Genomic DNA, 21,472 nt, shown 5'->3' with positions numbered 1-21,472 from the left:
GTGTTCTTAGTCCTCGCTTCCGCGGACCGGGATGCGCGCGGAAGAAATCAAGACCGCGCTCTTCTCCTCGTTGGTGGCGGGGCGGATTTGGCCGCGTTCGGGGACGAAGACGATGGCCTCGTCTTCCTGCCCGGGGGCGTTGACGAAGGAACGGAAGCGGCGGAGCCGTTCCGGGTCCTTCAGGGTCGCGGCCCACTCGTCCTCGTAGGACTCGACGTGCTTGGCCATGGCGGCCTCGAGCTCGTCGGCGATGCCGAGCGAGTCCTCGACGACCACCTGGTGCACGTGCTCGAGGCCGCCGTCGAGCTCCGCCTGCCAGTGAGCAGTGCGCTGGAGCCGGTCGGCGGTGCGGATGTAGTACATGAAGTAGCGGTCGATGTACTTCACCAGGGTCTCGTCGTCCAAGCCACCGGCAAGGAGCTGGGCGTGCGCGGGGTTCGCGCCGCCGTTGCCGCCGACGTACAGGTTCCAGCCCTCCGCCGTTGCGATCACGCCGACGTCCTTGCCACGGGCCTCTGCGCATTCGCGGGCGCAGCCGGACACGCCCATTTTGAGTTTGTGCGGGCTGCGCAGGCCGCGGTAGCGCAGTTCCAGGTTGATGGCCATGGAGACAGAGTCGAGGACACCGAAGCGGCACCAGGTCGAACCCACGCAGGATTTCACGGTGCGCAGGCTCTTGCCGTACGCCTGGCCGGACTCCATGCCTGCGTCAATGAGCTCGCCCCAGATCTCCGGGAGTTGTTCGAGGCGGGCACCGAACATGTCGATGCGCTGCCCGCCGGTGATCTTCGTGTACAGGCCGTACTTCTTTGCGATCGTGCCGATGACCACGAGCTTGTCGGGCGTAATCTCCCCGCCCGGGATGCGGGGGACCACCGAGTAGGTGCCGTCCTTTTGCATGTTGGCCAGGGCACGGTCGTTGGTGTCCTGCAGGGTGCCGCGGCCGGCGTCGAGGACGTATGCGGAATGCTGCGAAGCCAGGATGGAGGCGATGGTGGGTTTACAGATGTCGCAGCCCGCACCCTCGCCATAGCGGGCCAGGATGTCCTCGAACGATGTCAGTTCCAGCACGCGGATGGCGTCGAAAAGCTCCTGGCGGGAGAGCTCGAAGTGCTCGCAGAGGGCCTTGGAGACCTCGATGCCGGATTTCTTCAGCTCGCCTTCGAGGAGCTTCTTGAGCATCGGCACGCACGAACCGCACTGGGTGCCGGCACGCGTGCACGACTTGAGGCCGGGGACGTCCTGGACGGGCGCGTTGCCCTCGCAGCTGCCGCAGCCGTTGATGGCGTCGCGGATGGACCCGGCGGGGACGTTGTTGCAGGAGCACAGGATCGCGTCGTCGGGCAGTTCGGTTTCGGGGGCGTCGCCGCTGCCGGCAGCGGTGAGGTAGGCGCCGGGTTCGGCGGGGAGTTCCCGGCCGAGGAGGGGGCGCAGGCTCATGTAGGGGGTGGCGTCGCCGACGAAGATCCCGCCCAGGAGGGTCTTGGCGTCGTCGGTGGTGACGATCTTCTGGTACACGCCGCGGGCAGGGTCGGCGTAGACGATCTCCAGGGCGTGTTCGGTCCTGGCGAACCCGTCGCCGAAGCTGGCGACGTCCACGCCGGAGAGCTTGAGCTTGGTGGCGGTGTCGAAGCCCGGGAAGGTGGCCTGGCCGCCGTGCAGGCGGTCGGCCACGATCTCGGCCATCGTGTTCGCCGGGGCCACGAGCCCCAGGCACATGCCGCCGAAGTTGGCCACCTCGCCGATGGCGAAGATACCGGGGATCTCGGTCTCGCAACCGTCGGAAATGACAACGCCGCCGCGCTGGCCAAGCGTGAAGACCTGCTCCTCGCCCTCCGCTGCACGGAAGAGCTCATCGCGCGGCCTGACCCCGATCGCAACGATCACGATGTCGGCGTCGATGATGCGGCCGTCGGCCATGAGGACGCCGGTGACCTGGCCGTCGTCGTCGGACAATACTTCGGACGGGAACACCCCGCCGTGAACTTCGAAACCCTTGGCTTTGATCAACCGGCCCATTGCTTCGCCGGCGCCCTCGTCGAGCTGCGTGGCCATGAGCCATGCGGCGCCGTCGATGACTACGGGACGGGCTCCGAGGCGTTCGGTGCCGGCGGCCGATTCGAGGCCAAGGAGGCCGCCACCGATGGTGACAGCGTTGACCTGACGGCCCAGTTTCTCCGTGAGCTCGGTGATGGCTCTGTTGATGGCCCAGACGTCTTCGAGCGTGCGGTAGACATGTGTGTGCTCGGCGCCCGGGATCGGCAGGCGGGCGGCATTCGAACCCGTCGCGACCACGAGGGCATCGTATTCGTAGCTGTTGCCGGCCGCGGTTTCCACGGACTTGGCGTCGGGGTTGATCTTGACGACCCGCTCGCCAGTGCGCAGGTCCAGGGCGTCGTGGTCCCACATCGACGCGTGCCCGAGGGTGAGGTCGTAGTCCACCTCGATGAGCGCCTTGCTCAGCGTGACCCGGTCATAGGGAAGATGCGCTTCCTCGGTCAGGACCGTGACGTGCCAGCCCTTGAGACCGCGGGTGTGCATCGCATCGGCAAAACGGTGGGCCGCAGGGCCTCCGCCCGCGACAACAATGCGGCGCGGGTTCTCTGAAGGGGAAGTATGTCCGGTCACGGGCGGCCTTTCGCATGTGCCGCAGAACCGTCATCCGCGACTTGTCACTTCAGACTAAAGACACGCAGTTTCGCGTCAGTTTCCCTTTTGTTTCGGGGGCTTAACTTCGGCATCACGGTGAGGATTGAGGCGATGTGAGGTCTCCTTTACGAGCAGGACACATTGATTGCATTCCGGCGAAACATGGCGGGCCTACCGTGAAGTTGTGGCCGCAAACGGCCCGTGCCGAATGGCGGAATTGGATCCGCCGGACTGGCAGGCTAAGCGATAGGGGCTGAAATGACCGCAATTCTGGACCGCGAGAACCTCGCGGAAGCTACGACGGCGTCCGGCTGGCACCGCGTCTGCGCAATCGACGAGCTGGAACCGGCTTGGGGCGAAGCTGCCCTGGTCGGAGGCAAGCAAGTAGCACTTTTCCGCACCACGCCGGATGAGGTCTTGGCGGTATCCCAGCAGGACCCGGCAACGCTGTCCAACGTCATGGCGCGGGGAATCGTCGGGTCCCGGGGCAGCCGTCCCACCATCGCCTCGCCGCTGCACAAGGAGGTCTACGACCTTGAAACCGGCGAATGCTTCACCAACCCCGAACTGCGGCTCGCAACGTACAACACCCGCCTGGTGGACGGATATGTCGAAGTAGCCGCGTAAGTCGTAGCCGGGGCGCTCCGGCAAGCAGCCCGACACTGGCAGAATTGCCGATATGGACGCACCCAAGCAGTTTCCCGCCGTCGAACTCCGTATAGAAATTCTCGGTACTGAACCGCCCATTTGGAGGCGGGTGGTCCTCCCCGAGTCGGCCACGGTCGCTGAGCTGCACGGAACCATCCAGACGGCCTTCGGCTGGAAGGATTGCCACCTTTACGGCGTTAGCGGTGTCGATCGTAAGGGCGTCCGCCGGATCATCTTCGGAACCGACGACGACGGCGTGCAACCCGGCGCCGAGCTTGCTGCCGACGTCGGGCTGCTTGAGCTCATTGACCCGGCCCGGCCGGGTAAAGCTCCGCTGGAGTACGAATACGATTTTGGTGATTCGTGGATTCACGAGATCGAGATCGTGGGCCCAGCCACTCTCCCTGAAAACACCGTTGCCTGCCTCGATGGCGCGATGCGGGGACCCCTGGAAGACTCAGGCGGGGCAGCTGGCTACGCGAATGTGGTGGCCGTGCTTGGCAACCCCGGCCACCCCGAGCATGGCCAGTCCGTGAAGTGGTTCGAATTGGTAACCCATCAGCGGGCAGCCGACTTCGACCCCACCGACTTCGATGTCGTCGGGGTGAATGAGCAGCTGCGCCAACTGGCACGACGGATCTGGCCGGGTGACGCCACGCCGGAGGACAGGGAGACCGTCCTTGGCCCGGTCTTTTGGTTTCTAAATGCAGCACGCCCGGACGGGCTGGAACTGACTTCCGCCGGCTACCTCAAACCCGCAATAGTCAAACGGGCCATGGCCCAGCTCGGCTGGGATGATGAGTGGCCGATGCCGGGGCGAAATGAGATAAACGTTATTCCGATCCTGGACCTTCGTGAACAGCTGCAGGATTGGAAACTGTTACGCAAGTTCAAAGGCAAGCTGGTCCTCACCCCCGCTGGCCGTCACGTTGTGCAGGATCCTGCAGCGCTGTGGGACTATCTGGCCGAGCGGCTCGCCTTTCCGCAGCACGGCGTCGACAAAGAGGTCATGCGCCTGCTGGTCCATTGGGCTGTTAGCGGTGAGGCGCCCCCGTACAATCTGCGCCGGGAAGTAATCCAGTCGGCGCTCCACGCAAAGGGTTACAGGATGCCTGGCGGCACCGAGATTCCCTTGGATGACGCATGGCACCTGGACCTGGATAACAGCCGGGCCCTCCGGTGCCTGGCGTTGCGGGAGTCGGCCAGCTGGGCTTTCCGAAACTCGGAACTCTCTGACGGCGGCCTCAAGTTCCTGCTCGACGTGCAGCGCCGATTCGGGGACCGCAGTTACTGAACAGGCTACCGTCGAAAAAGCAGCAGATGCCCACAAGAAGCGATTCTGTGGGCATCTGCTGCCAGTTCGCGCCTCAAGACGCGCTACGCGGAAGGTAAGGGATTTGAACCCTTGGTGCGGGGTCACCGCACACTGGTTTTCAAGACCAGCTCCTTAGGCCGCTCGGACAACCTTCCCTGCCTAGTAGTGTTTCATAGGGAGTTGGCTGCGCCAAAAACCTGCCGCCGCGATTAACGCGGTTAAGGTGTCTGAAAGGCCAACTGCGCTGAGCAAAGGGATCGGGAGCACTCTATGAAAGCCGTCTACATCTCCGAACCGGGCGGGCCCGAGGTTCTGGAAATCCGCGACGTCCCTGCTCCGGTTCCTGGCCCCGGCGAGGTTCTCATCGACGTCGTCGCCGCCGGTCTCAACAGGGCAGATGTCCAGCAGCGCCGCGGTTTCTACCCGCCACCACCGGGAGCATCCGAAATTCCCGGTCTTGAGGTCTCCGGCAGGATTGCCGCGTTCGGGCCCGACGTGAGCAAGCCGTTTTCCGTGGGCGACAAGGTAGTGGCCCTGCTTTCGGGTGGCGGCTACGCGCAGCAGGTTGCTGTCCCGGCAGAGCAGGTTTTGCGATTGCCCGACGGCGTGGACCTGGTCACCGCGGCATCCTTGCCTGAGGTGGCAGCAACTGTGTACTCGAACCTCATCATGACTGCACAGCTGCAAGCGGGTGAGACGGTACTGATCCATGGCGCTACTGGCGGGATCGGCACCATGGCCATCCAGCTCGCCAAAGCGTACGGTGCCACGGTCGCGGCGACGGCCGGAACGGCAGAAAAGGTCGGAACCGCGAAAGCCTTCCTCGGGGCCGACATTGCCATCAATTACGCGGAAGAAGATTTCGCCGAAAGCCTCAAGGCACAAAACGGCGGCAAAGGCGCGGACGTGATTCTCGACGTCGTCGGTGCCAAATACCTCCAGCAAAACGTGGAAGCGCTCGCGGACTACGGCCGGCTGGTGGTGATCGGGCTGCAAGGTGGCGTCAAAGGCGAACTCAACCTCGGCCAGTTGGTCAGCAAACGCGCGGCGATCATAGGCACAGCGCTGCGCCCGCGGCCGATTGCGGAAAAGGGTGTCATCATGAACGCCGTCCGCGAGTCGGTTTGGCCAATGCTGGCCGACGGCCGGATCAAGCCGCTCGTGGCCAAGTCGTTCCCCTTGGAGCAAGTCCGCGAAGCCCACGAGTACTTCGATTCCGGCGAGCACATGGGCAAAGTCCTGCTGCTGCTCTAGCGGCGCCCGCCGAACCGGCAGCACGAAGGAGGGGTATGTCCATCCGGTATAGCATCCTGGCATTGCTTCAGGAGCAGCCACGCTACGGCTACCAATTGCGAGCGGCGTTCGAGGAACGCACGGGAGCCGTCTGGCCGCTGAACATCGGACAGGTGTACACCACCCTGAACCGGCTGGAGCGCGACGCTTTGGTCCGCAAAGAGGGCGACGACGGCCGCGGCCACGTGCTTTTCAGCATCACCGACGCCGGGACTGATGAGATCCGCCGATGGTTCACAACCGCGGTGGATCGTGGAGCTCCGCCGAGGAACGAATTGGCCATCAAGCTGGCGCTGGCCGTGACGACGGCGGGCACCGACGTCCCGGCGCTCATCCAGGCCCAACGTGAGATTTCCCTGCGCGAACTGCAGGGGTACACCCAGGACCGCAAGGACCTGGCCGCCAACCAACGGGTGACGGATACGGCCAGGCTGCTCGTCCTGGACTCCCTGATCTTCCATGCCGAGGCGGAGGCTCGCTGGCTGGATCTCTGTGAAGCCAGGCTGGTCCAGCAAGCCAATGGCGCCAGCAACGGCATGGTGGGAACCGTCCGCGGTGCGGGGACACCCGCCGCATAGACTGCTTCGCAGGGGAGGTGCTGACATCGAAACTTTTATGAATGCTGACGTTCGGATCCGGCTGCTCGGCCCCGACGACGCCGACGCGCTGATCCGCCTCGCCGAGACGGATAACTTGTTCGACGAGGATCCTTCAGTCGCGCCGTCAGGCGCATTGACGTACGACGCCGCCCGCTCCTTTTTGGGCGACCCCACCGTGCTGTTTTGGCTGGCTGAGCTCGGTGGCGGGATAGTGGGATTCCTCCACTGCTGCATTCAGCGCCGGCGCAATGCCGGACCTTGGGCCGAACTGCTTCTCATGGAAATGGGGACCCATACGGAGTGGCGCCGCCGCGGTATCGGCCGGTCCCTCTTGGCCGTCATGGAGGAGCGGATGCGGGAACACGGGATGGAAGAGGTCTGGGTCCCGGCCAACCTCTATGCCACGGGCTTTTACGAAAAATGTGGTTTCGCTAAGGACGAAGGCGAAATACTCGTCAAGGCGCTGGGCTGAGTTGCGGCCCGTGAGAGTATGAACGCATGAGCGATCAGGACGACACTCAACCCAGTGGCGAGAGTTTTGACGACATCCCGGTGGAGGGCACAACCTTGGACGCTGGCACGGCACAGAGTACATCCGAAGCGGGTCCCAAGGCCGACGGGAAGCCGGGCGTCAAGAAGGGCACCACCCTGCAGGACCTCGTCGACGAACCCGCCAAGGTCATGCGGATCGGCACCATGATCCGCCAGCTCCTCGAAGAAGTGAAGAGCGCCCCCTTGGACGAGGCAGCGCGCGGACGCCTTGCCGAAATCCACGAACGCTCCATCAAAGAGCTGGAAGAGGGCCTCGCTCCGGAACTTGTGGCAGAGCTGGAACGCATCAGCCTCCCGTTCCCCGAAAACGCCACGCCCTCTGACGCTGAGCTCCGGATCGCGCAGGCCCAGCTGGTCGGTTGGCTCGAGGGTTTGTTCCATGGAATCCAGACCGCCATTGCCGCCCAGCAGGCGGCCCGGGAGCACGCTGTTGCCCAGTTGCAGCTTCGCCAGCTGCCGCCCGGGACCATGATCGCGCCCGGCGTCGTTATTGGCGAGAACGGTGAGCCTCAGCGTGCCCACCTTCCCGGCACGGAAACGGAACCCGGCAAGCCGGCTCGCGTTGAAGACCCGGACCGCCACCCGGGCCAGTACCTCTGAGCGCTGGATTGGGATTCTTTGGGGCCGTCCGGCAGGGGCGGAAGGATGACGCTGAACTTGGCAAAGGATTGTGGCGGCGTGCCCACGACCGCTTCCACCGCGGCCTTGATCGGTACCACCAGGTGCTGGAGGGCGTAGAAGACGAGCAGCTCTACGGCGAACTCGTAGTCATTGCCAACGAACTGGCGGAGTTGTCGTCCAGGGTACGTGCCATCTGCGTGGAGGCGCAGCTCCGTGTGCCTAGTGATGGGTTGGACATTCCCGGATCGCTCGCAGGCGTCCATCGTGCGCTGTCCAAAGCGGGGAACTCTCTTGCTACGACGGCCGAGGCGGCCGCGATGCTGCGTCTCGCCGTCGGGCCCGTTCCTGTGGGAGCGGTTTCGGTGCGACGACGCGCCGAAGCCGTTTACGAGCATGTGGAGGAAGCCGAACGGCTGCTGAGGGCCTAAGCCGGCTCGTAGGAGTTGGGTGGGTATTAGGTGCAGACGCGTCTATTCCCACATGACAACTATTAAGCGCCTAGCTTAGAGGGGCCTGAATCCGTAGCCACCCGGTGTGCGCGGCTGGCAGGATGGAGGCCATGACTTCGTCACCGAACCTTACTTTTAACGACGGCAACTCCATTCCCCAGCTCGGCTACGGGGTGTGGCAGGTTGAGGACGATGTAGCCGAAAAGGTGGTACGTCAGGCCTTCGACGCCGGCTACCGCCACATCGATACCGCCAAGATCTACGGCAACGAGGCAGGCGTGGGACGCGCCATCGCGTCCTCCGGCCTCAAGCCCGAGGAAATCTTCATCACCACCAAGCTGTGGAACGCGGACCAGGGCTACGAGTCCACGCTCGCGGCTTTCGAAGAATCCATGAACCGCCTCGGCCTGGAAACCCTTGACCTGTACCTGATTCACTGGATGCAGCCCAAGCAGGACAAGTTCGTGGACACCTGGAAGGCGCTCATTGAGCTCCAGAAGCGCGGCCGCATCAAGTCGATCGGCGTCTCCAACTTCAACAAGGAAGGCCTCCAGCGCCTGATCGAGGAGACCGGCGTTGTTCCGGCGATCCACCAGATCGAGCTGCACCCGTTCTTCAACCAGTCGGAACTCCGTGAGTTCGCCGCGGCCCGGGGTATTTTGACGCAGGCCTGGTCGCCTTTGGGCCAGGGCGGCGAGCTCCTTGAGAACGCCACCATCGCCAAGATCGCCGCCAAGCACGGCGCCACCCCGGCGCAGGTGGTCATCGCCTGGCACCTGGCGATCGGCAACGTCGTGATCCCCAAGTCCGTGACCGAGTCCCGGATCCAGGAAAACTTCGCAGCACTTGGCGTCACCTTGGATGAGGCCGACGTTGAGGCCATCAACGGACTGGACCGAGGCGCCGAAGGCCGCATCGGACCGGACCCGGCAGTCTCAGACTTCGCGTAGTCTCTCAACGCGCGTCGTTTCTCGACGGGATCTCGCAACGCGGGGTCACTTACGGCCCATCCAGCAGCACCAAATGGGCCGTAAGTGACCCCGCGTTGCTCAGAGGAGAGCGGGGGGTCACCTCGCGGGCCGGAGGGGCGGGCCGGTGGATGCGCGGATTGCCGTAGCCAGATGATGCGGGACTCTCAACCCTTTGGGACTCGCTCAGCACTGGGGGCGCGCAGCCACCCCAGGGCTTCTTGTTCGTCGGAGAAATACCGGGTCGGGCACTGCGGTGCGGGGAGCCCGTGCCTGCCGTGGGCAATGACACGATCCACCGGCGTGCTGCCCAGGATCGCAAAGGCGGTGATGGTGACCGCTTCACTGAAGAATCGGACGGCGTCGCGGCTGACAGACTCAACGCCGGTGACCTGCAGAAGTACCGCAGCGCCCGTTCCGCCTGTCAGAGCCAGATACCGCTCCCGGACAAGAGTTCCGTCCTCTTCGGTGATCCGCCCTCCCGGGCGCAAAGTGATCCGGAGGATCCCTTCACCCGCGTCCTCAACCTTGACATTTTCGTGTTCTGAACTGAAGCACGCTCCACCGCCGTCTGCATCGACAGCATCGGAAAGCATGTTGACCTCTGCGGGAAGGTGAAATTCGTCCTCGGATTGGACCAGCGCCGTCATCAATTCCCCCAGAAGTGATTCCACTGCGACCCCATCGACGCAGCTCCCGGATCAGCTAGAGCCGGGTGCAGATCACACTACCTTCGAGGATGCCCAACGTCCATGAATAGTAAGTATGCTGAGTGTCGTGTCTGAGTAACCCTCCGGAAATCAAGTAGCTGGCACTCGTGCATAGACCCGCCCCTGGGCTGTTGGCTCTATCTGGGAACCTTGGTGCCTTTGGGGAGGACATGGGATGGACGCTGGAGCGCCGTCACGGGAGGCTCCGTTGACTTTGCGGCAGGCAGCTATGCGGGCAGGGCAAGACGTTCTGTCGTTCAGGGCCTTGGCAGATGCACTAAACGATACGGCGGCTGATCTGCGCCTATCCGGGAACCGCGGCGCGGCCCGGTACGATCCGGTTCGGCTCCGCAACTGGCTCAGGAGCCGGGAAATACCAGAGGAATCCCCGGTGACTTTTCAGATCAGGGCCACCTGGGACGGTGCGCAATGGACGGTGACCGATGTTGAAAGGTCTGTGAGCGTCACCGGCCCTCGCCTTATGGCGGCGCAGCGGTCCTTGGCGGAGCGGCTCGCCAAAGTCCTGCGGATTGCCGGAGACCGGATACTTTTCGACGTCGTCTATGAGGCAGACCGCCCGGGCATTCTCACCTGGGTGCAGGCCGAGTCCTTGAAGGTCCGGGCGGACGAGCTGTTGAATGAAGCCGGGCGACGGCGGGTGAAAGCGATCCTTGGACTGATGGGTGAAGGCATGACCCCTCCGGAAATCGCCGAAGTGTTCGGGGTGTCCTACCAGCGCATCCAGAAGATATTGGCCAGTGCAAAAGAGGAAAGATCCGGAATCTCCGGGGCCGGGGCGGGACCCCAAGGGCAACGGTCAGGGCATCGATGACGGAGCGCGAAAAGATCAAAGGCCGGGAGCCCGTTCATCCTGAAGAGATGAACGTGGTGCTCGCTGCCACCCGGCAGGCTGCCGTCGTCCAACGATTCTCACTGCGTCCGCTGCTGGCTTACTTCCTTCTCGCCTAGATCGCTACGCCAAGCTTCTGCCGCACACCATCGGATTCACTCGGGTCCGTCCACATCGTGCTGAACTTATGATTCGAACCGTGGGCGCGGAGTGAGGAGCGAGACCGCCAACGTGAGCACCGCGGCTATTGAAGCGCAGACAAGTGTAAGGACGAACAGCTGCTCCGGTGTACTCAGGTTGCCCTCCATGCCCACGCCAGTCCAGATCAGATCGCGCAAGGCCATGCTTACCGGCACGCAGAGCGCTCCCGCAGCGGCGGCTGCCCGCCCCGCCGAGCGCACGCGGCCTCGTTGGGGGAGGGCGACGACGTGCAGTGCCGCGCTTGCAACAAGCACGAATCCGAAGGTGCCGCTGAGAAAAATCCATAATTCGACCATGAACAGGGTGGGGGACAGGCCTCCCTCGCCGATGTCGACGCCGGTGATGACTATAAGGGCGACTGCGGCGCTGGTGGCGGCTGCGATACTGACGAAGTGGCGGCGGATGGCAGTTACGAGATGCTCCGCGGCGGCCGGGTTCACCCACTGCCCCGCCCGGTGAGGCGCATGCGCCGCTGCAACGGCCACGATGGGGGCGAGGTCGTCAAGCCAATCGCCGCCCGGATCGCGTCGGTTGTAGAGCGGCAAGAGGCGTGCTGCCCGGCGTTGTTGGCCGGCCGAGGCCACGGCCAGGCAGGTTAGAGGGATCAACGAGGCTGCCAGCCACGGTGTCTCCTGGTTCCATAGCTCGTGGTCGGCGCGGAGTGTGAGAGCGAGCCAGTCGGTCACCAGGGTCAGGGCGATTAGGATCGTGACAACCGAGGCGGCTCGCAGTAGCTGGCGGGCGCGGTACGCGGGCTGTGGGGAGGCCTGGCGCCACACCAGGAGGCGGAGGCCTGCGGTAAGGGTCACGAGGGGGACGAAGAACTTGGTGAAGGAGATCGCTGTGTCGTACGGGTCGTCCTGCCAGGGGCTGGCCGCACGGATCGAATGCACCTGGGTAGTCAGCACGGCAAACACCATGAACAGGGCGGCATTGCCAACGGCCAGTCGAAGCACCCCGGCAACGGCACGCCGTGCGGGGTCGCCTACAGGCAAAATCTGCGGAACGTTGTGAGGCAATGGCTGGTCCCTTCGCGTCGAGGACTATTCGTTCAAAAGCTACTCCGCAAACTACTGGCCCGCATTTCAATGGCAGCTCTATCCCGCGATGAGCTCCTTGACTGGCCCTTCGTGCAGGGCTAGGTAGACATCATCCCGGATCTGGTTGGCCTGTGGATCTGTCATGGTCCGGCCGAGTGGACGCAGCACTAGACGGATCAGGGCGTTGGCCTGTCCGTCGCGGATGTAGAGGCGCTCCCGCGCTGCTACCGGAAGCTCTCCGTTCGGAGTCAGGGCCAGGAGTTCGACGCTTTCCAGGTCTTCGGCTTGCTCGCCTAAGGCTGTCCGCACCCGGTCTCCGAGCACTTCGGCGTCCAAACCCGCGGGAACGACGATGGAAATGTCCCTGCGGATAGAGGGCATCTGGGAGACGGGTTTCCATCGGGACAGGTCCAGCATCTGTTGTTCGATTCTCTCATCCGTGGACCTGAGCAACCTGATGTCCGGGATGCCTTTGCGGAGCATCAGGGCCCGGTCCAAACCCATCCCCAGAGCCAATCCCGACCACTTTGCGGGGTCCAGGCCGGCTGCGGAGAACAGATGCGGGGCCATGAGCCCGCATTCCGCTAGTTCGAGCCATTCCCCTTCCATGAGGACATCGACCTGCAAGCCCTCCCTCGTGTAGGGGTGAACTGCCTGAACTGCGCGCCATTGCGCCCCGGGAAGGACCGCTTGCACGAGGGAAGCAATCATTTCCCGCAGCTCGCCGGAATCAAGGTGTTCCCGCGAACTAACCCGCCACAAGTCGACCTGGTGGGGAGTTCCCACGTGGGTGCGGTCGATGGAATCGCGCCGGTAGACAAGACCGGGGATGGCCCAGAGTTCGTCTATGGATTCGTCTTGATTCAGTGCCCGCAGCAGAGACGGGATGGAAGCCGAGGTGTGGCTGCGGAGCATCACTGTGGGGCTGACATAGCGGGAGTATCTTTGATCCCGGGTCACGTCCGACTCGTTGAACCCCAGCCGGTCGTAGTTGTCGGCCACGCTCACCAGCGGGCTGTGGCGAACGATCCGTTTCGCCACGCCCCATTTGCTGCCGAGCGCGTCAATGACGTCCTGTAAGAGTGCCTGCATTGCATGAGGCTGGGCGTCCGGATTTGAGAGATCCCGGATGGTCAAAGCATCGTTGAGTTCGGAGGGACTGAGATAAGCGGGCATTGTTCGTCCTTATGTTCGGATCTGAGTGGCGGGTTCCTCCCCCGACTCACATCCGGCGCCAGGACCTAGGCGCGCGCCTGTGAGCCCTCGCGACCGGAAACCGGTCGGGGGCAAGTAAATCGAGGCGTAGAGAGCATGGGGCGACTATACCCCAATGCATTGCTGCCAGACCCCGATCGTCAGGCTAGGTTGATGTGACCGGCCCCTCCGCTGCGCGCAGCTACAAACCGAGGTCTCTGATCGCCGTGACCCAGTTGTGGGCGATCGCCTGCTGGGCAGCTGACAGGGTGACCTTGTGAGTGCAGACGGCCTTGTGCAAAGTGTTCTCCACCGCGTCTTTCGGGTTCGTGGTGCCCGTGGCGCCTGCCTTGTTTGGCTCAGGCCACAGGTTCGATACCGAGTTGGTGCCGCCGAGCTCCAGGCTGATCAGGTGATCATATTCCGTGGTCTTCATTGCGGTCTGTCCGTATTCGCGCAGGCTCTCGGCCTTCACTTTGTCGGTGTCCGAAGCGGGCGGGCGGACCGTGGCCGTGTAGCCGCTCGTGCAGATGGTTGAGTCGATGTTCTCCGGGGTAACGGCTGGATCTGCGGCCCCAGGAGTGCAGGCCGGGTCCGGCAAGTACTCGCCGGTGGCGGCGTCGACAACCTTTGCCGAGCACTGTCCGACGGCAAGCTGCTCGTCGGTAGCGACGATTCCGGGGGAGTGGATGGACTTCACGGCTGCCGCCGACGCACCCGCGGGAACGGCCGCAACTGCCGGAGAAACTGCCGGTGACGCGGCCTTGGCCGTCGCTTCGGCGGCGTGGGTCCCTTGCTGGCATCCGGTGAGGGCCAATGCGGCAAAGAAGAATGCGGCGGGCAGGGCGAGATGTTTGCGGAAGTTCATGACCCTCTGTGTTCGGCAGATCGGAAGTCTGTCCCCGGAAAGGGGGATGACGGGCGGAAGCCGGTAGCTCCCGCCCGTCTTTTCTATCCTGTTGCCTGGTCTTCGCAGCGCCCGGCGCGCCGGGCAGGCCGCGTCGAGAGGTGCCGGACGGTCGTCTCCGCGGTCCGTCAATGTCGCGGGGGCACGGGGTCAAGGGCGCCGGGAATGATGCGCGCCGCCGATTCCGGCAGCTTTGCCGTCCAGAAGGTTCTTCGTCCCGTGGGCAATGAATCGGACCACGTTTTCCCCGACGGCGGACCCGTCCGCCTGGCCGATTGCGTAAGCCAGTTTTTCGAGCGTGCCGGTGACTGACTGGCGTGCGTACCGCTCCTCAAGACCCCAGGACACTCCTTCGGCGACAAGGTCCTCGACCGTCAGGGACGGCTGGAAGGCGCGGTCGTTGACTCGGAGTGACATGTTCAGCTGGCCGTTGGGCGCCAGTGCATGGGTGGAAACGTCGTAGAGCGGCGCGATGGTGACGGCCCCGTCGTCGGTCCGGAGGGTGGCGAAGTTTTTGGCGTGCGCGTCGGTGTTGCCGACCGCGGTATTGAATGCAGTGTGCGCAAGCAGCATTTCGCGGTCATCGGGCCCGGCGTCGAAGATGTCGCGGCGGCGTGGCAGCAGGCCGGCCAGGCTCCGCAGGTTCGCGACGGGATTGACGCCTTCGAACTTGCTGTCCGTGTCCCAGGGCAGACCCAGGGCGTAGTCGTTGATCAGTGTCAGCCGTTCGGCGATCTGCTCGTCGGTCAGGGGTTCGTAGAATTCTGCCGGTTCACCGGGGTCCCCGCCGATCCGGATCGCGCCGGCGACGTCCCGCCCGGCGTAGAAGACCAAGGCGCGTTCCCGGAAGGTCAGTTCGATCCCGAGCTTCTCCATGACAGCGAAGAACTGGTCATTGAGGACTTTGGGCTTTCCGGTCTCCAATTCGGAGAGGTACCGCTGGCTGACCCCGAGCCGTGCGGCCAGAGCGCGCTGGGAGAGCCCAGTGCGCTACCGGATGCCGTAGACCACCAGGCCCAGGTCCGAAACGGACTTCATGATGCCGTGCATTCGACCACCTTGATGAGCTATTCGTAGTGGGAAATGAGTGAGTACCTTTTCGTAATCGCAGCTGGGTGATTACGAGAAGGTAATCGAGCCGTGCGGTGAGAGCATAGTTCCGCGGGTTCGGCACGGACCTAGGTCAGATTCTCGCGCGTTCCGATACCTCTCTGGCGAGGAGGATGGCGACCAAGCCGAGCATGGTCCCCGTGATGCGGCGCTGCCAAACTACCCAGGAAGGACGGGTAGCGAGGAATTCAGCGATCGAACCAGCGCCGATGATGATCGCTCCATTGACCAATAGGCCGACGAGGATTTGAATCGCACCGAGGGTGAATCCTTGCACGGTGGTATTTCCTGCGCCGGGGTCGATGAATTGAGGGATAAGTGCGAGGTATATGATCGCGGTCTTCGGGTTAAGCAGATTCGTGAACAGCCCCATCCGGAACAGATGAGACCGAGAATCGTGCCTCAGCTCCTCGCTCTCGAAGGCACCACGCCCACCAGGACGCAGTGCTTGCCAAGCCATCCAAGCCAGGTATGCCACGCCTGCGGCCTTGAAGCCAAGGTACAGCCACGGCACCACGACAAACACCACGGCGAGACCGAGGTTCGCCATGACCATGTAAACAACGAAGCCGAGCCCGGTGCCTGCGAGTGAGATCATTCCGGCGGCGCGACCCTGACCGATGCTGCGTGAAACCAGGTAGATCATATTCGGGCCAGGGGTTAGTGCCATTCCAAACTCAGTGAGCGCCATTCCTCCTGCAGCCGCAAACGAAACCCCCGTGCTGAGCAGGCTCACCGCAGAACTCCGTCTGGCGATTCGAAGGTGCAGGTAACTTCCACCCGAACATTCTATGGCGAGCGAGGTAACGCTATATGCGCCCCTGTGCCGAAACATGCCGGGGGAGAAGGGTGAGTACACCCATGGGTACACCAAACCCGATTTTGGGAATTTTTAGCCATCCAACGAAAGAGCCCCGGTTCCGCTATGCCTTCCCGATATGGATACCTTTGGTGTCCCTCTGGCTGGCCGCCGCCCTGTGCGTCGTGGGAATGGTGCTTGCGGTGCCCGCGATCCGCCCGTACTACGCCGAGCGGAAACATGGCTACACCACCTGGCCGGAGAGAAGCCCCGCACCGGGGCCAGACAGCAGATAACCCGTTCACGAAGCCTGGACGAGCGTCCGCACCCAGGATTCCCCCTTTCCCGCAATGCCCGGCTTCAAGGGGAATCCTAGCGTTAGACTTCCTGCAGCTCAAACAGTCATTCCGGCTTTCTGAAGGTGGGGGACAAGTTGTGGAAACTCAGAACTTTGGCACTGTGGAAGTGCCGCCTGAACTGCGCCGGTCATTCCTTTTTGTCCCATCGGTCTTCACCTGGCTGTTCGCCGCGTTAGCCCTGGTCGGCTTGATCTGGGGTTCTGTCTACGCCTCCACCACAGAAAACCAACTCATTGCGGCTGGACGGCTCAGCTCTGGATCGAGTGGCTATTTCAGGCTTACGGTGGCGGAGTTCATGGCCCCAGCGTTCGTGTTGCTCATCTCGTCCCGGCTCCTGATGAGGGGCAAGGCGAAGCGTATGGCCGATCTCGCTGCCGAGCGTTTGTTCCTTCCGCACTACGTTCGCGACATGTTGCAGAAGCGGTTCACCAAACCGTGGTCGATGAGGCTCGACGGACGCGTCAACAATCTGAACCTCCGGTCCCGGCTGGGGTATCAGACCAGGGACAGGATAGAACAAATCAGAAGCAAAGAGGGATGGGTCATTGAGGTCCCGAGCGATCTTTCCACACTCACCGTCGAGCGTGTTCCCCCCGGCTACGAGATGAATGGCGACTATCAGTACAGTGGCGGGTCCCTCCGGAAGCTGAACAAAGCAAAGAGGCTCGAGAATCAACAGCACGGCGGCTCAGACCGGTGAGAGCCTTTCCCGCAGCCCATCTTGTGACAGGAGGATCGGCGGTGTCCAGCTATGGCTGATACGAGGAAGCGCCGCCGGAGGCTAGCCGTGGTTACGGTCCTGATCTTTCTTGTTATTTCGGTGGGGCCTGGGCCGAGGACCTGAACGGCAAAGATGCCGGGGATGGAGTTCTTCACGAATCCGTGGTCGGCGCTCAGTTCGATGTCTCCGGGTCCGGGGGCCAGAACAACGTAGGGGCGATGGATCCACGTATCCGGCACCATCTGTCGCGGGGCCGCCCTCTGGATCATCACACTCATGGGCGTGACCGATCCGAAGGTGACCCGGGACATCTGGGCGTAGTCGTAGAGCGGTGCCATGTCCGCGAGGAGCCTCATGAGGGCCTCCCCGGAGTCGTCCTCGTCTTTTTGATCTCGGTGCCGGCGAGGATCCAACCCTCGTCGGTGAACCTGACGTACCAGTCCCCATTGGATGTGGGGAACAGCAGATCTGCCGATCCGATGTCTTCGCAACAGCGGGCCAGTAGGCCGGCGATCTGGTGCGGTTCGCATTGGGTCATCGTGAAGTGGAGGCCGGAGAGGATCGGGCCGGAAGCGTTGGTAGCTGCCCACCCGGCGATCCGGTCAACGATTTCTTTGACCGGTGGGCTGCCCACGGCCCACCGGTCGATGTTCTTCTTCACGGTCCGGAATGCGAGGGGTGTCTTGTATCAAACACTGCGTGATTGACGGAGACACCCTCGAGCTGGCCTTCCCGCACCCGTGGGAGCGCCATCTGGCCGAGAGGAATCTGGCCGCCGTCTGGTCAAACTACCGGGCTCTTGGCTATCGGCGGATGATCTACACGAACACGGTCAGCGTCAGGTTCACGGAGGAGCTGGCAGCCGCCATGGGAGATGAACCCAGGATCACTGCTGTTCTGCTGACCGCCGGTGATGAGACAGCCTCGGCGCGGACGCATCCAGGGCAGCGACCTGCAGGAACACCTTGACCGCGGCAACGCCGTGGCACTGGAGCTTGAGCTCCTGACCCCGGACTGGGTGCAGCGGGTCCCCACGGATGACCGCAGCGACCAGGACACTGCTGGTGATCTTCTGCCGCACACCGGATGGACAGATCGGGTCGTTGCCGGGGAAGTCAATGAACGCCGCTGAACACCAACCCAGGATCGGCGAAACGGGATCAAACCCACGACCTGCGGGCCGCCAACAACATGGCTCATTGAGTCCTATCGCGAGGTAGTCACCGGTGCCGTTTCACCTGGTTCAAGTGCCGGGGACAACCGCATCACCAAAAGCAACTGAGCCCGGCCTGGATCGGCGGAGGGACCAAGATCGTCACCGGCGCTTGAGCTCGGCTTCTCCGCTGTTTTGCTGCGAAAATCGTTTCATTCGGCGGTAATTCTGACTCCGGCGACGGCCCCTGTCCAAGGACCGTTCGGGTCGTGCCGCATCAGCGCTGCTCCGACGTATCCATCCTCAAGCTCGACAACCTGCGACGAGACGCCAGAGCAATCAAGATCGAGCGACAACAGCTGCTTCGACCCTGGGGCGAAGATGACCATCTGTGCGTTCGGGATGCCCGCGCAAGCGGCTGTGACGGTGTACCGGCCAGCGGTCGTTACTTTTGCGGTTTTGCTGAAACCGACACCGGGCCCGTCGGCAGGGCCGGAGTCGTCTATGAGTGCGGGCCCTCGGGCCGTTGCAAGGCGCTTCTGCAATTCGGCGTAATTGCGCTTTTCGGCATCCAGTATCTCCGGGCCCTTCGTCGGGACAGAAGGCGCGGGGCGACTGCTTTGCTCGGTGGCGGCTGTCCGTGCCGGATCGCCGGCACCCTGATAGGTGCACGCTGCCAGGCCACCGGACAGCAGCAGGCACAGCACCGCCACCGCAGCAGCATTACGGACTGGTCTCGTTCCCCTACGACCTGACATTGGCCGAGTCTACGGTCCGATTGCCGAAAGGCAAGCACACCCGCCTCGAAACCTTTTGAACTCCAGCGGCAAGGAACGAGCGACGTGCGCGGTCATGAGCCTGGGATCCATGCCAAGGCGGTATTGCCAACCACCCGGGGCCGTCGCACAATCGGCAAGTGAGATTCGAAGGAGTGATCCCCGAGGACGCACCCGACCCGCGCCTCGAGCAGGCCAGGCGTCTGGAGCTGATGCCGATCGGCATCATGGGGCTGGTGCCCCAGCCATCGCTGGAAGATCCGGATATGGTCGGCATCCAGTACGGACAGGATTCCCGCGGATACAACGAGATGTCGGCGAGCATCACCTACACGCTGTGGCGCAACCCCGCCGATCGATCCGATCCGATAAATCTGGCCGAGCTCGACGAGCAGATGCGAAGGTCGATCGAAGACATTCCCCCTTGGCCGCGGCCGGCCTGGCTGGTTGAAGGGGTTCAACGCATGCGATACCCCCAGCTCTGGGAGGCCGTGCGGACCACGTGGCACCGCGAGGCTTCCGAACGTTCGTCCCCGGCCCGGGTGCTGGCCGACCACATGAACCACATCCTCATCAATCGCTACCGGCGCGAATGGATGGGAGGCATTACCTGGGACCGGTACGCCGGGGACACCGGAGGTCGCCCAGCCAACCGTGAGGTATCCGTTTGGATTGACGGCGTCCAAGTGCAGGGTTTGGAGATCGACACTGACCCCATCGTGTACGGGGTTGGCGCGTCCCTTGGACAAGGCGGTGTTGTGACGGCCGTCCTCCCACGCGATGAGCTCGACTACATACGCATTGAATTCGCGAAACGCCCGTAGGCTGTGGAGACATCCACAGCAAGGGGATCAGGATGAAGCATCCACGCACTGTGGCCGCAGCCGTTCTGCTGCTCGCGTCGGCCCTCTCCGGGTGCCAGTCGACAGCCGGGCCGGAGCTCACCCAGGGATCGACCTCATCGGTGCCCAGCCCGTCGTCCGCGGAGCTCACGGCCATCATCCAGACTGCTGTCGAGGACCGGAACGGCACCGTCCTCGATGTTCCGCCGGCGCCCCGCCTGGCCGAAGGGCAGACGACGGCGGCGTACCGTGCCAAGCGCGCGCGGGACCTTCCGGTGGTGGCCCGGTCAAAGGCCGGGTTCAGGTCAAAGGGCTTCTGGTACACGGACTTTTCGACGAAGATAACGGTGGAATCCGTGGAGGTGACCGGGTCGGCGGCAAGCGTCCATTTCAAGGAACTGACCGAAGAACACCAGTCCTCGGCGGCGAACGGGCCAAGCAACGTCCCGTCGGGCTACTCGGTGGAGGAGACCGCTACGTTCCGGGCATCCGCGGACGGATGGCAGCTGGACAGCATCGCCCCTTCCGCCCCGGGGGGCCTCTTGCCGATGTCCATCGTCAAGGGCTGAAACCGGAGCTGCCCCTGGTCCTCGGTCGGATTTGGCACAGGATCCGCCAGGCGCACCAGGTCAAACTCTCCCTTCGATCCTTCAGAGGATTCCAATGACAGAGACTTTCAACGGCGGACTGGCAAGACCCGGAAAGATGATGGGGGTCCTCGGGCCTTGGATCGTCCTGACTCCGAGCGCATCGCATCTTGACTTTCGGATGAGGTTCAACTGGATGGAGCGATTCTTCGGGCCATGGAGGCTGGAGCGTGCCGGTGTCCGCGAGGTCTACATGAGTCGGCGCACGGCCTTGAACCCTCTGAGCGCCAACATCCTCGCGGAAGGAAATATGCCGTGGACGTTCTATACCGAACACCCGTTTGACGTCTTGGAGTGCCTGGACCGTCTCGGCTATCCAGTCCGGATGACGTAGCCGCCACATAGGCCTTATGGCCAGTCCGGGTCGAGGTTGGCCATTTCGAATGCAAGTCTTGCCATTCCCGCCTCAGATTCCTCCCACTCCGGGAACCCGGCCGTTGACTCGGATCCCCGCGGCGGAGTGGTCAGATAGGCCGTGATGCCGCGTGCCTCGACTTCCTCCACGAGGATGCGAAGCATTGTCTCAGCCATGGCCCTTGGCAGATCACCTTTCGTGTCCAGGTAAGCCATCGGGCCCTTATCTGTGAGATAGACAGGGGAGCAGTAGTTTGCGGTGTACTCTCCAGTGGTTGCCATCTGGGCGGCGGTCAGCTCGTTGCCATTGCCGTCAACACGCATGCACCGTCCTATCGCAACGTGGAGTGCCTCGGCTGCTTTGTCTGTTTCGTCCGAGACGACCAAGAAGAATGGTGAAGGTCCTTCCCAGCCATCGAAAATTTCCTCACACCGTTCGCCCTGACTGTCAAAGATGCCCGGATCGACTGTCACGTTTGCCATGCTGTCCCCCTGATAGCCCTACGTGTCAGGCTGGAACGGTACCAAGGGCTCATAGCAAGTCCGTTTAATCGCGTGGGGCGAGAACCAGGAATCCAGTCATCATGTCCAGTCCGGTTTTGAGTGCAGTACGCGAAGATAGTGCTGTGAGTAGTAGTAGTAGTAGTAGTTCTGGACCCCGGGCGGGTGGTCCGCGGTCCCGCCGGTCTTTCACGCCGGCGCAGAAGCTGGAGTT

27 protein-coding genes and 1 tRNA gene are annotated in these 21,472 nt (G+C 63.1%); 16 read left to right on the top strand and 12 right to left on the bottom strand.

Annotated elements, in window-relative coordinates; all coding sequences use genetic code 11:
- Window positions 1-6: 6 nt before the first annotated feature.
- The gene (nirB, locus tag NFJ07_RS13270) at window positions 7-2,628 is read right to left on the bottom strand and encodes a nitrite reductase large subunit NirB (protein WP_269994980.1); all 2,622 of its coding nucleotides are present in this window, start codon (window positions 2,626-2,628) and stop codon (window positions 7-9) included.
- Between the two features lie 279 nt (window positions 2,629-2,907).
- Here nirB and nirD point away from each other — a divergent pair, with 279 nt between their 5' ends.
- Window positions 2,908-3,276: a nitrite reductase small subunit NirD gene (gene nirD, locus NFJ07_RS13265; RefSeq protein WP_269994979.1), complete on the top strand. Its 369-nt coding sequence runs from the start codon at window positions 2,908-2,910 to the stop codon at window positions 3,274-3,276.
- Window positions 3,277-3,328: 52 nt separating this feature from the next.
- Window positions 3,329-4,591, top strand: a complete 1,263-nt coding sequence (locus tag NFJ07_RS13260) for a plasmid pRiA4b ORF-3 family protein (protein WP_269994978.1) — start codon at window positions 3,329-3,331, stop codon at window positions 4,589-4,591.
- A gap of 88 nt (window positions 4,592-4,679) precedes the next feature.
- On the opposite strand, the gene NFJ07_RS13255 is transcribed toward NFJ07_RS13260, so the two are convergent.
- Window positions 4,680-4,767, bottom strand: a tRNA-Ser gene (locus tag NFJ07_RS13255).
- 115 nt (window positions 4,768-4,882) lie between these two features.
- Between NFJ07_RS13255 and NFJ07_RS13250 the strand changes: the two genes are divergently transcribed.
- The 6 genes from NFJ07_RS13250 to NFJ07_RS13225 all read left to right on the top strand — a co-directional run bounded on the left by NFJ07_RS13250 (window position 4,883) and on the right by NFJ07_RS13225 (window position 9,076).
- Entirely contained in the window at window positions 4,883-5,866 is a 984-nt protein-coding gene (locus tag NFJ07_RS13250) for an NAD(P)H-quinone oxidoreductase (protein WP_269994976.1), read from the top strand.
- A gap of 35 nt (window positions 5,867-5,901) precedes the next feature.
- Entirely contained in the window at window positions 5,902-6,483 is a 582-nt protein-coding gene (locus tag NFJ07_RS13245; RefSeq protein WP_269994974.1) for a PadR family transcriptional regulator, read from the top strand.
- A 37-nt stretch (window positions 6,484-6,520) separates the two neighbouring features.
- Complete coding sequence (locus NFJ07_RS13240) at window positions 6,521-6,976, top strand: GNAT family N-acetyltransferase (protein WP_269994972.1); 456 nt, start codon at window positions 6,521-6,523, stop codon at window positions 6,974-6,976.
- 26 nt (window positions 6,977-7,002) lie between these two features.
- Window positions 7,003-7,656 carry a bacterial proteasome activator family protein gene (locus tag NFJ07_RS13235; RefSeq protein ID WP_269994970.1) on the top strand — a complete coding sequence of 218 codons (654 nt, stop codon included), beginning with the start codon at window positions 7,003-7,005 and terminating at the stop codon, window positions 7,654-7,656.
- An 8-nt stretch (window positions 7,657-7,664) separates the two neighbouring features.
- The gene (locus tag NFJ07_RS13230) at window positions 7,665-8,105 is read left to right on the top strand and encodes a hypothetical protein (RefSeq protein WP_269994969.1); all 441 of its coding nucleotides are present in this window, start codon (window positions 7,665-7,667) and stop codon (window positions 8,103-8,105) included.
- Window positions 8,106-8,236: 131 nt separating this feature from the next.
- Entirely contained in the window at window positions 8,237-9,076 is an 840-nt protein-coding gene (locus tag NFJ07_RS13225) for an aldo/keto reductase (protein ID WP_269994967.1), read from the top strand.
- Window positions 9,077-9,261: 185 nt separating this feature from the next.
- Here NFJ07_RS13225 and NFJ07_RS13220 read toward each other — a convergent pair whose 3' ends face one another.
- A complete protein-coding gene (locus NFJ07_RS13220; RefSeq protein ID WP_269994966.1) occupies window positions 9,262-9,768 on the bottom strand; it encodes a DUF7793 family protein in 507 nt (168 codons plus the stop codon).
- Window positions 9,769-10,195: 427 nt separating this feature from the next.
- Here NFJ07_RS13220 and NFJ07_RS13215 point away from each other — a divergent pair, with 427 nt between their 5' ends.
- Entirely contained in the window at window positions 10,196-10,636 is a 441-nt protein-coding gene (locus NFJ07_RS13215; protein ID WP_269994964.1) for a hypothetical protein, read from the top strand.
- A complete protein-coding gene (locus NFJ07_RS13210; protein WP_269994963.1) occupies window positions 10,633-10,773 on the top strand; it encodes a hypothetical protein in 141 nt (46 codons plus the stop codon). The genes NFJ07_RS13215 and NFJ07_RS13210 overlap by 4 nt, the downstream gene beginning before the upstream one ends.
- A 66-nt stretch (window positions 10,774-10,839) precedes the next feature.
- On the opposite strand, the gene NFJ07_RS13205 is transcribed toward NFJ07_RS13210, so the two are convergent.
- From NFJ07_RS13205 to NFJ07_RS13180, 5 genes are all read right to left on the bottom strand, one after another.
- Window positions 10,840-11,874, bottom strand: a complete 1,035-nt coding sequence (locus NFJ07_RS13205) for a hypothetical protein (protein WP_269994962.1) — start codon at window positions 11,872-11,874, stop codon at window positions 10,840-10,842.
- 78 nt (window positions 11,875-11,952) lie between these two features.
- A complete protein-coding gene (srmL, locus tag NFJ07_RS13200) occupies window positions 11,953-13,071 on the bottom strand; it encodes a PheS-related mystery ligase SrmL (RefSeq protein ID WP_269994961.1) in 1,119 nt (372 codons plus the stop codon).
- A 220-nt stretch (window positions 13,072-13,291) separates the two neighbouring features.
- Entirely contained in the window at window positions 13,292-13,957 is a 666-nt protein-coding gene (locus NFJ07_RS13195) for a hypothetical protein (protein ID WP_269994960.1), read from the bottom strand.
- Window positions 13,958-14,146: 189 nt separating this feature from the next.
- Window positions 14,147-14,920, bottom strand: a complete 774-nt coding sequence (locus NFJ07_RS13190; RefSeq protein ID WP_442865352.1) for a HipA domain-containing protein — start codon at window positions 14,918-14,920, stop codon at window positions 14,147-14,149.
- Window positions 14,921-15,179: 259 nt separating this feature from the next.
- A complete protein-coding gene (locus NFJ07_RS13180; RefSeq protein ID WP_269994959.1) occupies window positions 15,180-15,842 on the bottom strand; it encodes a LysE family translocator in 663 nt (220 codons plus the stop codon).
- Window positions 15,843-16,340: 498 nt separating this feature from the next.
- Between NFJ07_RS13180 and NFJ07_RS13175 the strand changes: the two genes are divergently transcribed.
- Complete coding sequence (locus tag NFJ07_RS13175) at window positions 16,341-16,964, top strand: hypothetical protein (RefSeq protein WP_269994958.1); 624 nt, start codon at window positions 16,341-16,343, stop codon at window positions 16,962-16,964.
- Here NFJ07_RS13175 and NFJ07_RS13170 read toward each other — a convergent pair.
- Together NFJ07_RS13170 and NFJ07_RS13165 are read right to left on the bottom strand one after the other, a co-directional pair.
- Window positions 16,937-17,341: a hypothetical protein gene (locus tag NFJ07_RS13170; protein WP_269994957.1), complete on the bottom strand. Its 405-nt coding sequence runs from the start codon at window positions 17,339-17,341 to the stop codon at window positions 16,937-16,939. The genes NFJ07_RS13175 and NFJ07_RS13170 overlap by 28 nt on opposite strands.
- The gene (locus NFJ07_RS13165) at window positions 17,338-17,646 is read right to left on the bottom strand and encodes a hypothetical protein (protein ID WP_269994956.1); all 309 of its coding nucleotides are present in this window, start codon (window positions 17,644-17,646) and stop codon (window positions 17,338-17,340) included. Before NFJ07_RS13165 ends, NFJ07_RS13170 begins: the two co-directional genes overlap by 4 nt.
- A gap of 38 nt (window positions 17,647-17,684) precedes the next feature.
- Between NFJ07_RS13165 and NFJ07_RS13160 the strand changes: the two genes are divergently transcribed.
- Window positions 17,685-17,954: a hypothetical protein gene (locus NFJ07_RS13160; RefSeq protein ID WP_269994955.1), complete on the top strand. Its 270-nt coding sequence runs from the start codon at window positions 17,685-17,687 to the stop codon at window positions 17,952-17,954.
- A 13-nt stretch (window positions 17,955-17,967) separates the two neighbouring features.
- A complete protein-coding gene (locus NFJ07_RS13155; protein ID WP_269994953.1) occupies window positions 17,968-18,117 on the top strand; it encodes a hypothetical protein in 150 nt (49 codons plus the stop codon).
- A 233-nt stretch (window positions 18,118-18,350) separates the two neighbouring features.
- Here NFJ07_RS13155 and NFJ07_RS13150 read toward each other — a convergent pair whose 3' ends face one another.
- On the bottom strand, window positions 18,351-18,896 hold the full coding sequence (locus tag NFJ07_RS13150) for a hypothetical protein (RefSeq protein WP_269994951.1): 546 nt from the start codon (window positions 18,894-18,896) through the stop codon (window positions 18,351-18,353).
- Window positions 18,897-19,054: 158 nt separating this feature from the next.
- Between NFJ07_RS13150 and NFJ07_RS13145 the strand changes: the two genes are divergently transcribed.
- The 3 genes from NFJ07_RS13145 to NFJ07_RS13135 all read left to right on the top strand — a co-directional run bounded on the left by NFJ07_RS13145 (window position 19,055) and on the right by NFJ07_RS13135 (window position 20,737).
- Window positions 19,055-19,738: a hypothetical protein gene (locus NFJ07_RS13145; protein ID WP_269994949.1), complete on the top strand. Its 684-nt coding sequence runs from the start codon at window positions 19,055-19,057 to the stop codon at window positions 19,736-19,738.
- 32 nt (window positions 19,739-19,770) lie between these two features.
- The gene (locus tag NFJ07_RS13140; RefSeq protein ID WP_269994948.1) at window positions 19,771-20,325 is read left to right on the top strand and encodes a hypothetical protein; all 555 of its coding nucleotides are present in this window, start codon (window positions 19,771-19,773) and stop codon (window positions 20,323-20,325) included.
- Between the two features lie 94 nt (window positions 20,326-20,419).
- Window positions 20,420-20,737, top strand: a complete 318-nt coding sequence (locus tag NFJ07_RS13135; protein WP_269994947.1) for a hypothetical protein — start codon at window positions 20,420-20,422, stop codon at window positions 20,735-20,737.
- A 14-nt stretch (window positions 20,738-20,751) separates the two neighbouring features.
- Here the strand turns inward: NFJ07_RS13135 and NFJ07_RS13130 are convergent, their stop codons facing one another.
- Window positions 20,752-21,240, bottom strand: coding sequence for a hypothetical protein (locus NFJ07_RS13130; RefSeq protein WP_269994945.1), 489 nt, complete (start codon window positions 21,238-21,240; stop codon window positions 20,752-20,754).
- Window positions 21,241-21,472: the final 232 nt, after the last annotated feature.

Source organism: Arthrobacter sp. B2a2-09 (assembly GCF_027587375.1).
In the GTDB taxonomy this organism is placed as follows: Bacteria; Actinomycetota; Actinomycetes; order Actinomycetales; family Micrococcaceae; genus Arthrobacter.
The sequence above is the reverse complement of the archived record's forward strand: the minus strand, read 5'-3'. Positions and strand labels throughout refer to the sequence as shown.

Coding starts and splice junctions, on each gene's coding strand:
- NFJ07_RS13225 (WP_269994967.1), top strand. CDS start 8,237: ATGACTTCGTCACCGAACCTTACTTTTAACGACGGCAACTCCATTCCC.
- NFJ07_RS13150 (WP_269994951.1), bottom strand. CDS start 18,896: ATGTCAGGTCGTAGGGGAACGAGACCAGTCCGTAATGCTGCTGCGGTG.
- NFJ07_RS13140 (WP_269994948.1), top strand. CDS start 19,771: ATGAAGCATCCACGCACTGTGGCCGCAGCCGTTCTGCTGCTCGCGTCG.
- NFJ07_RS13130 (WP_269994945.1), bottom strand. CDS start 21,240: ATGGCAAACGTGACAGTCGATCCGGGCATCTTTGACAGTCAGGGCGAA.
- NFJ07_RS13245 (WP_269994974.1), top strand. CDS start 5,902: ATGTCCATCCGGTATAGCATCCTGGCATTGCTTCAGGAGCAGCCACGC.
- srmL (WP_269994961.1), bottom strand. CDS start 13,071: ATGCCCGCTTATCTCAGTCCCTCCGAACTCAACGATGCTTTGACCATC.
- NFJ07_RS13170 (WP_269994957.1), bottom strand. CDS start 17,341: ATGAGGCTCCTCGCGGACATGGCACCGCTCTACGACTACGCCCAGATG.
- NFJ07_RS13240 (WP_269994972.1), top strand. CDS start 6,521: ATGAATGCTGACGTTCGGATCCGGCTGCTCGGCCCCGACGACGCCGAC.
- NFJ07_RS13250 (WP_269994976.1), top strand. CDS start 4,883: ATGAAAGCCGTCTACATCTCCGAACCGGGCGGGCCCGAGGTTCTGGAA.
- NFJ07_RS13210 (WP_269994963.1), top strand. CDS start 10,633: ATGACGGAGCGCGAAAAGATCAAAGGCCGGGAGCCCGTTCATCCTGAA.
- NFJ07_RS13135 (WP_269994947.1), top strand. CDS start 20,420: ATGACAGAGACTTTCAACGGCGGACTGGCAAGACCCGGAAAGATGATG.
- NFJ07_RS13195 (WP_269994960.1), bottom strand. CDS start 13,957: ATGAACTTCCGCAAACATCTCGCCCTGCCCGCCGCATTCTTCTTTGCC.
- NFJ07_RS13260 (WP_269994978.1), top strand. CDS start 3,329: ATGGACGCACCCAAGCAGTTTCCCGCCGTCGAACTCCGTATAGAAATT.
- nirD (WP_269994979.1), top strand. CDS start 2,908: ATGACCGCAATTCTGGACCGCGAGAACCTCGCGGAAGCTACGACGGCG.
- NFJ07_RS13235 (WP_269994970.1), top strand. CDS start 7,003: ATGAGCGATCAGGACGACACTCAACCCAGTGGCGAGAGTTTTGACGAC.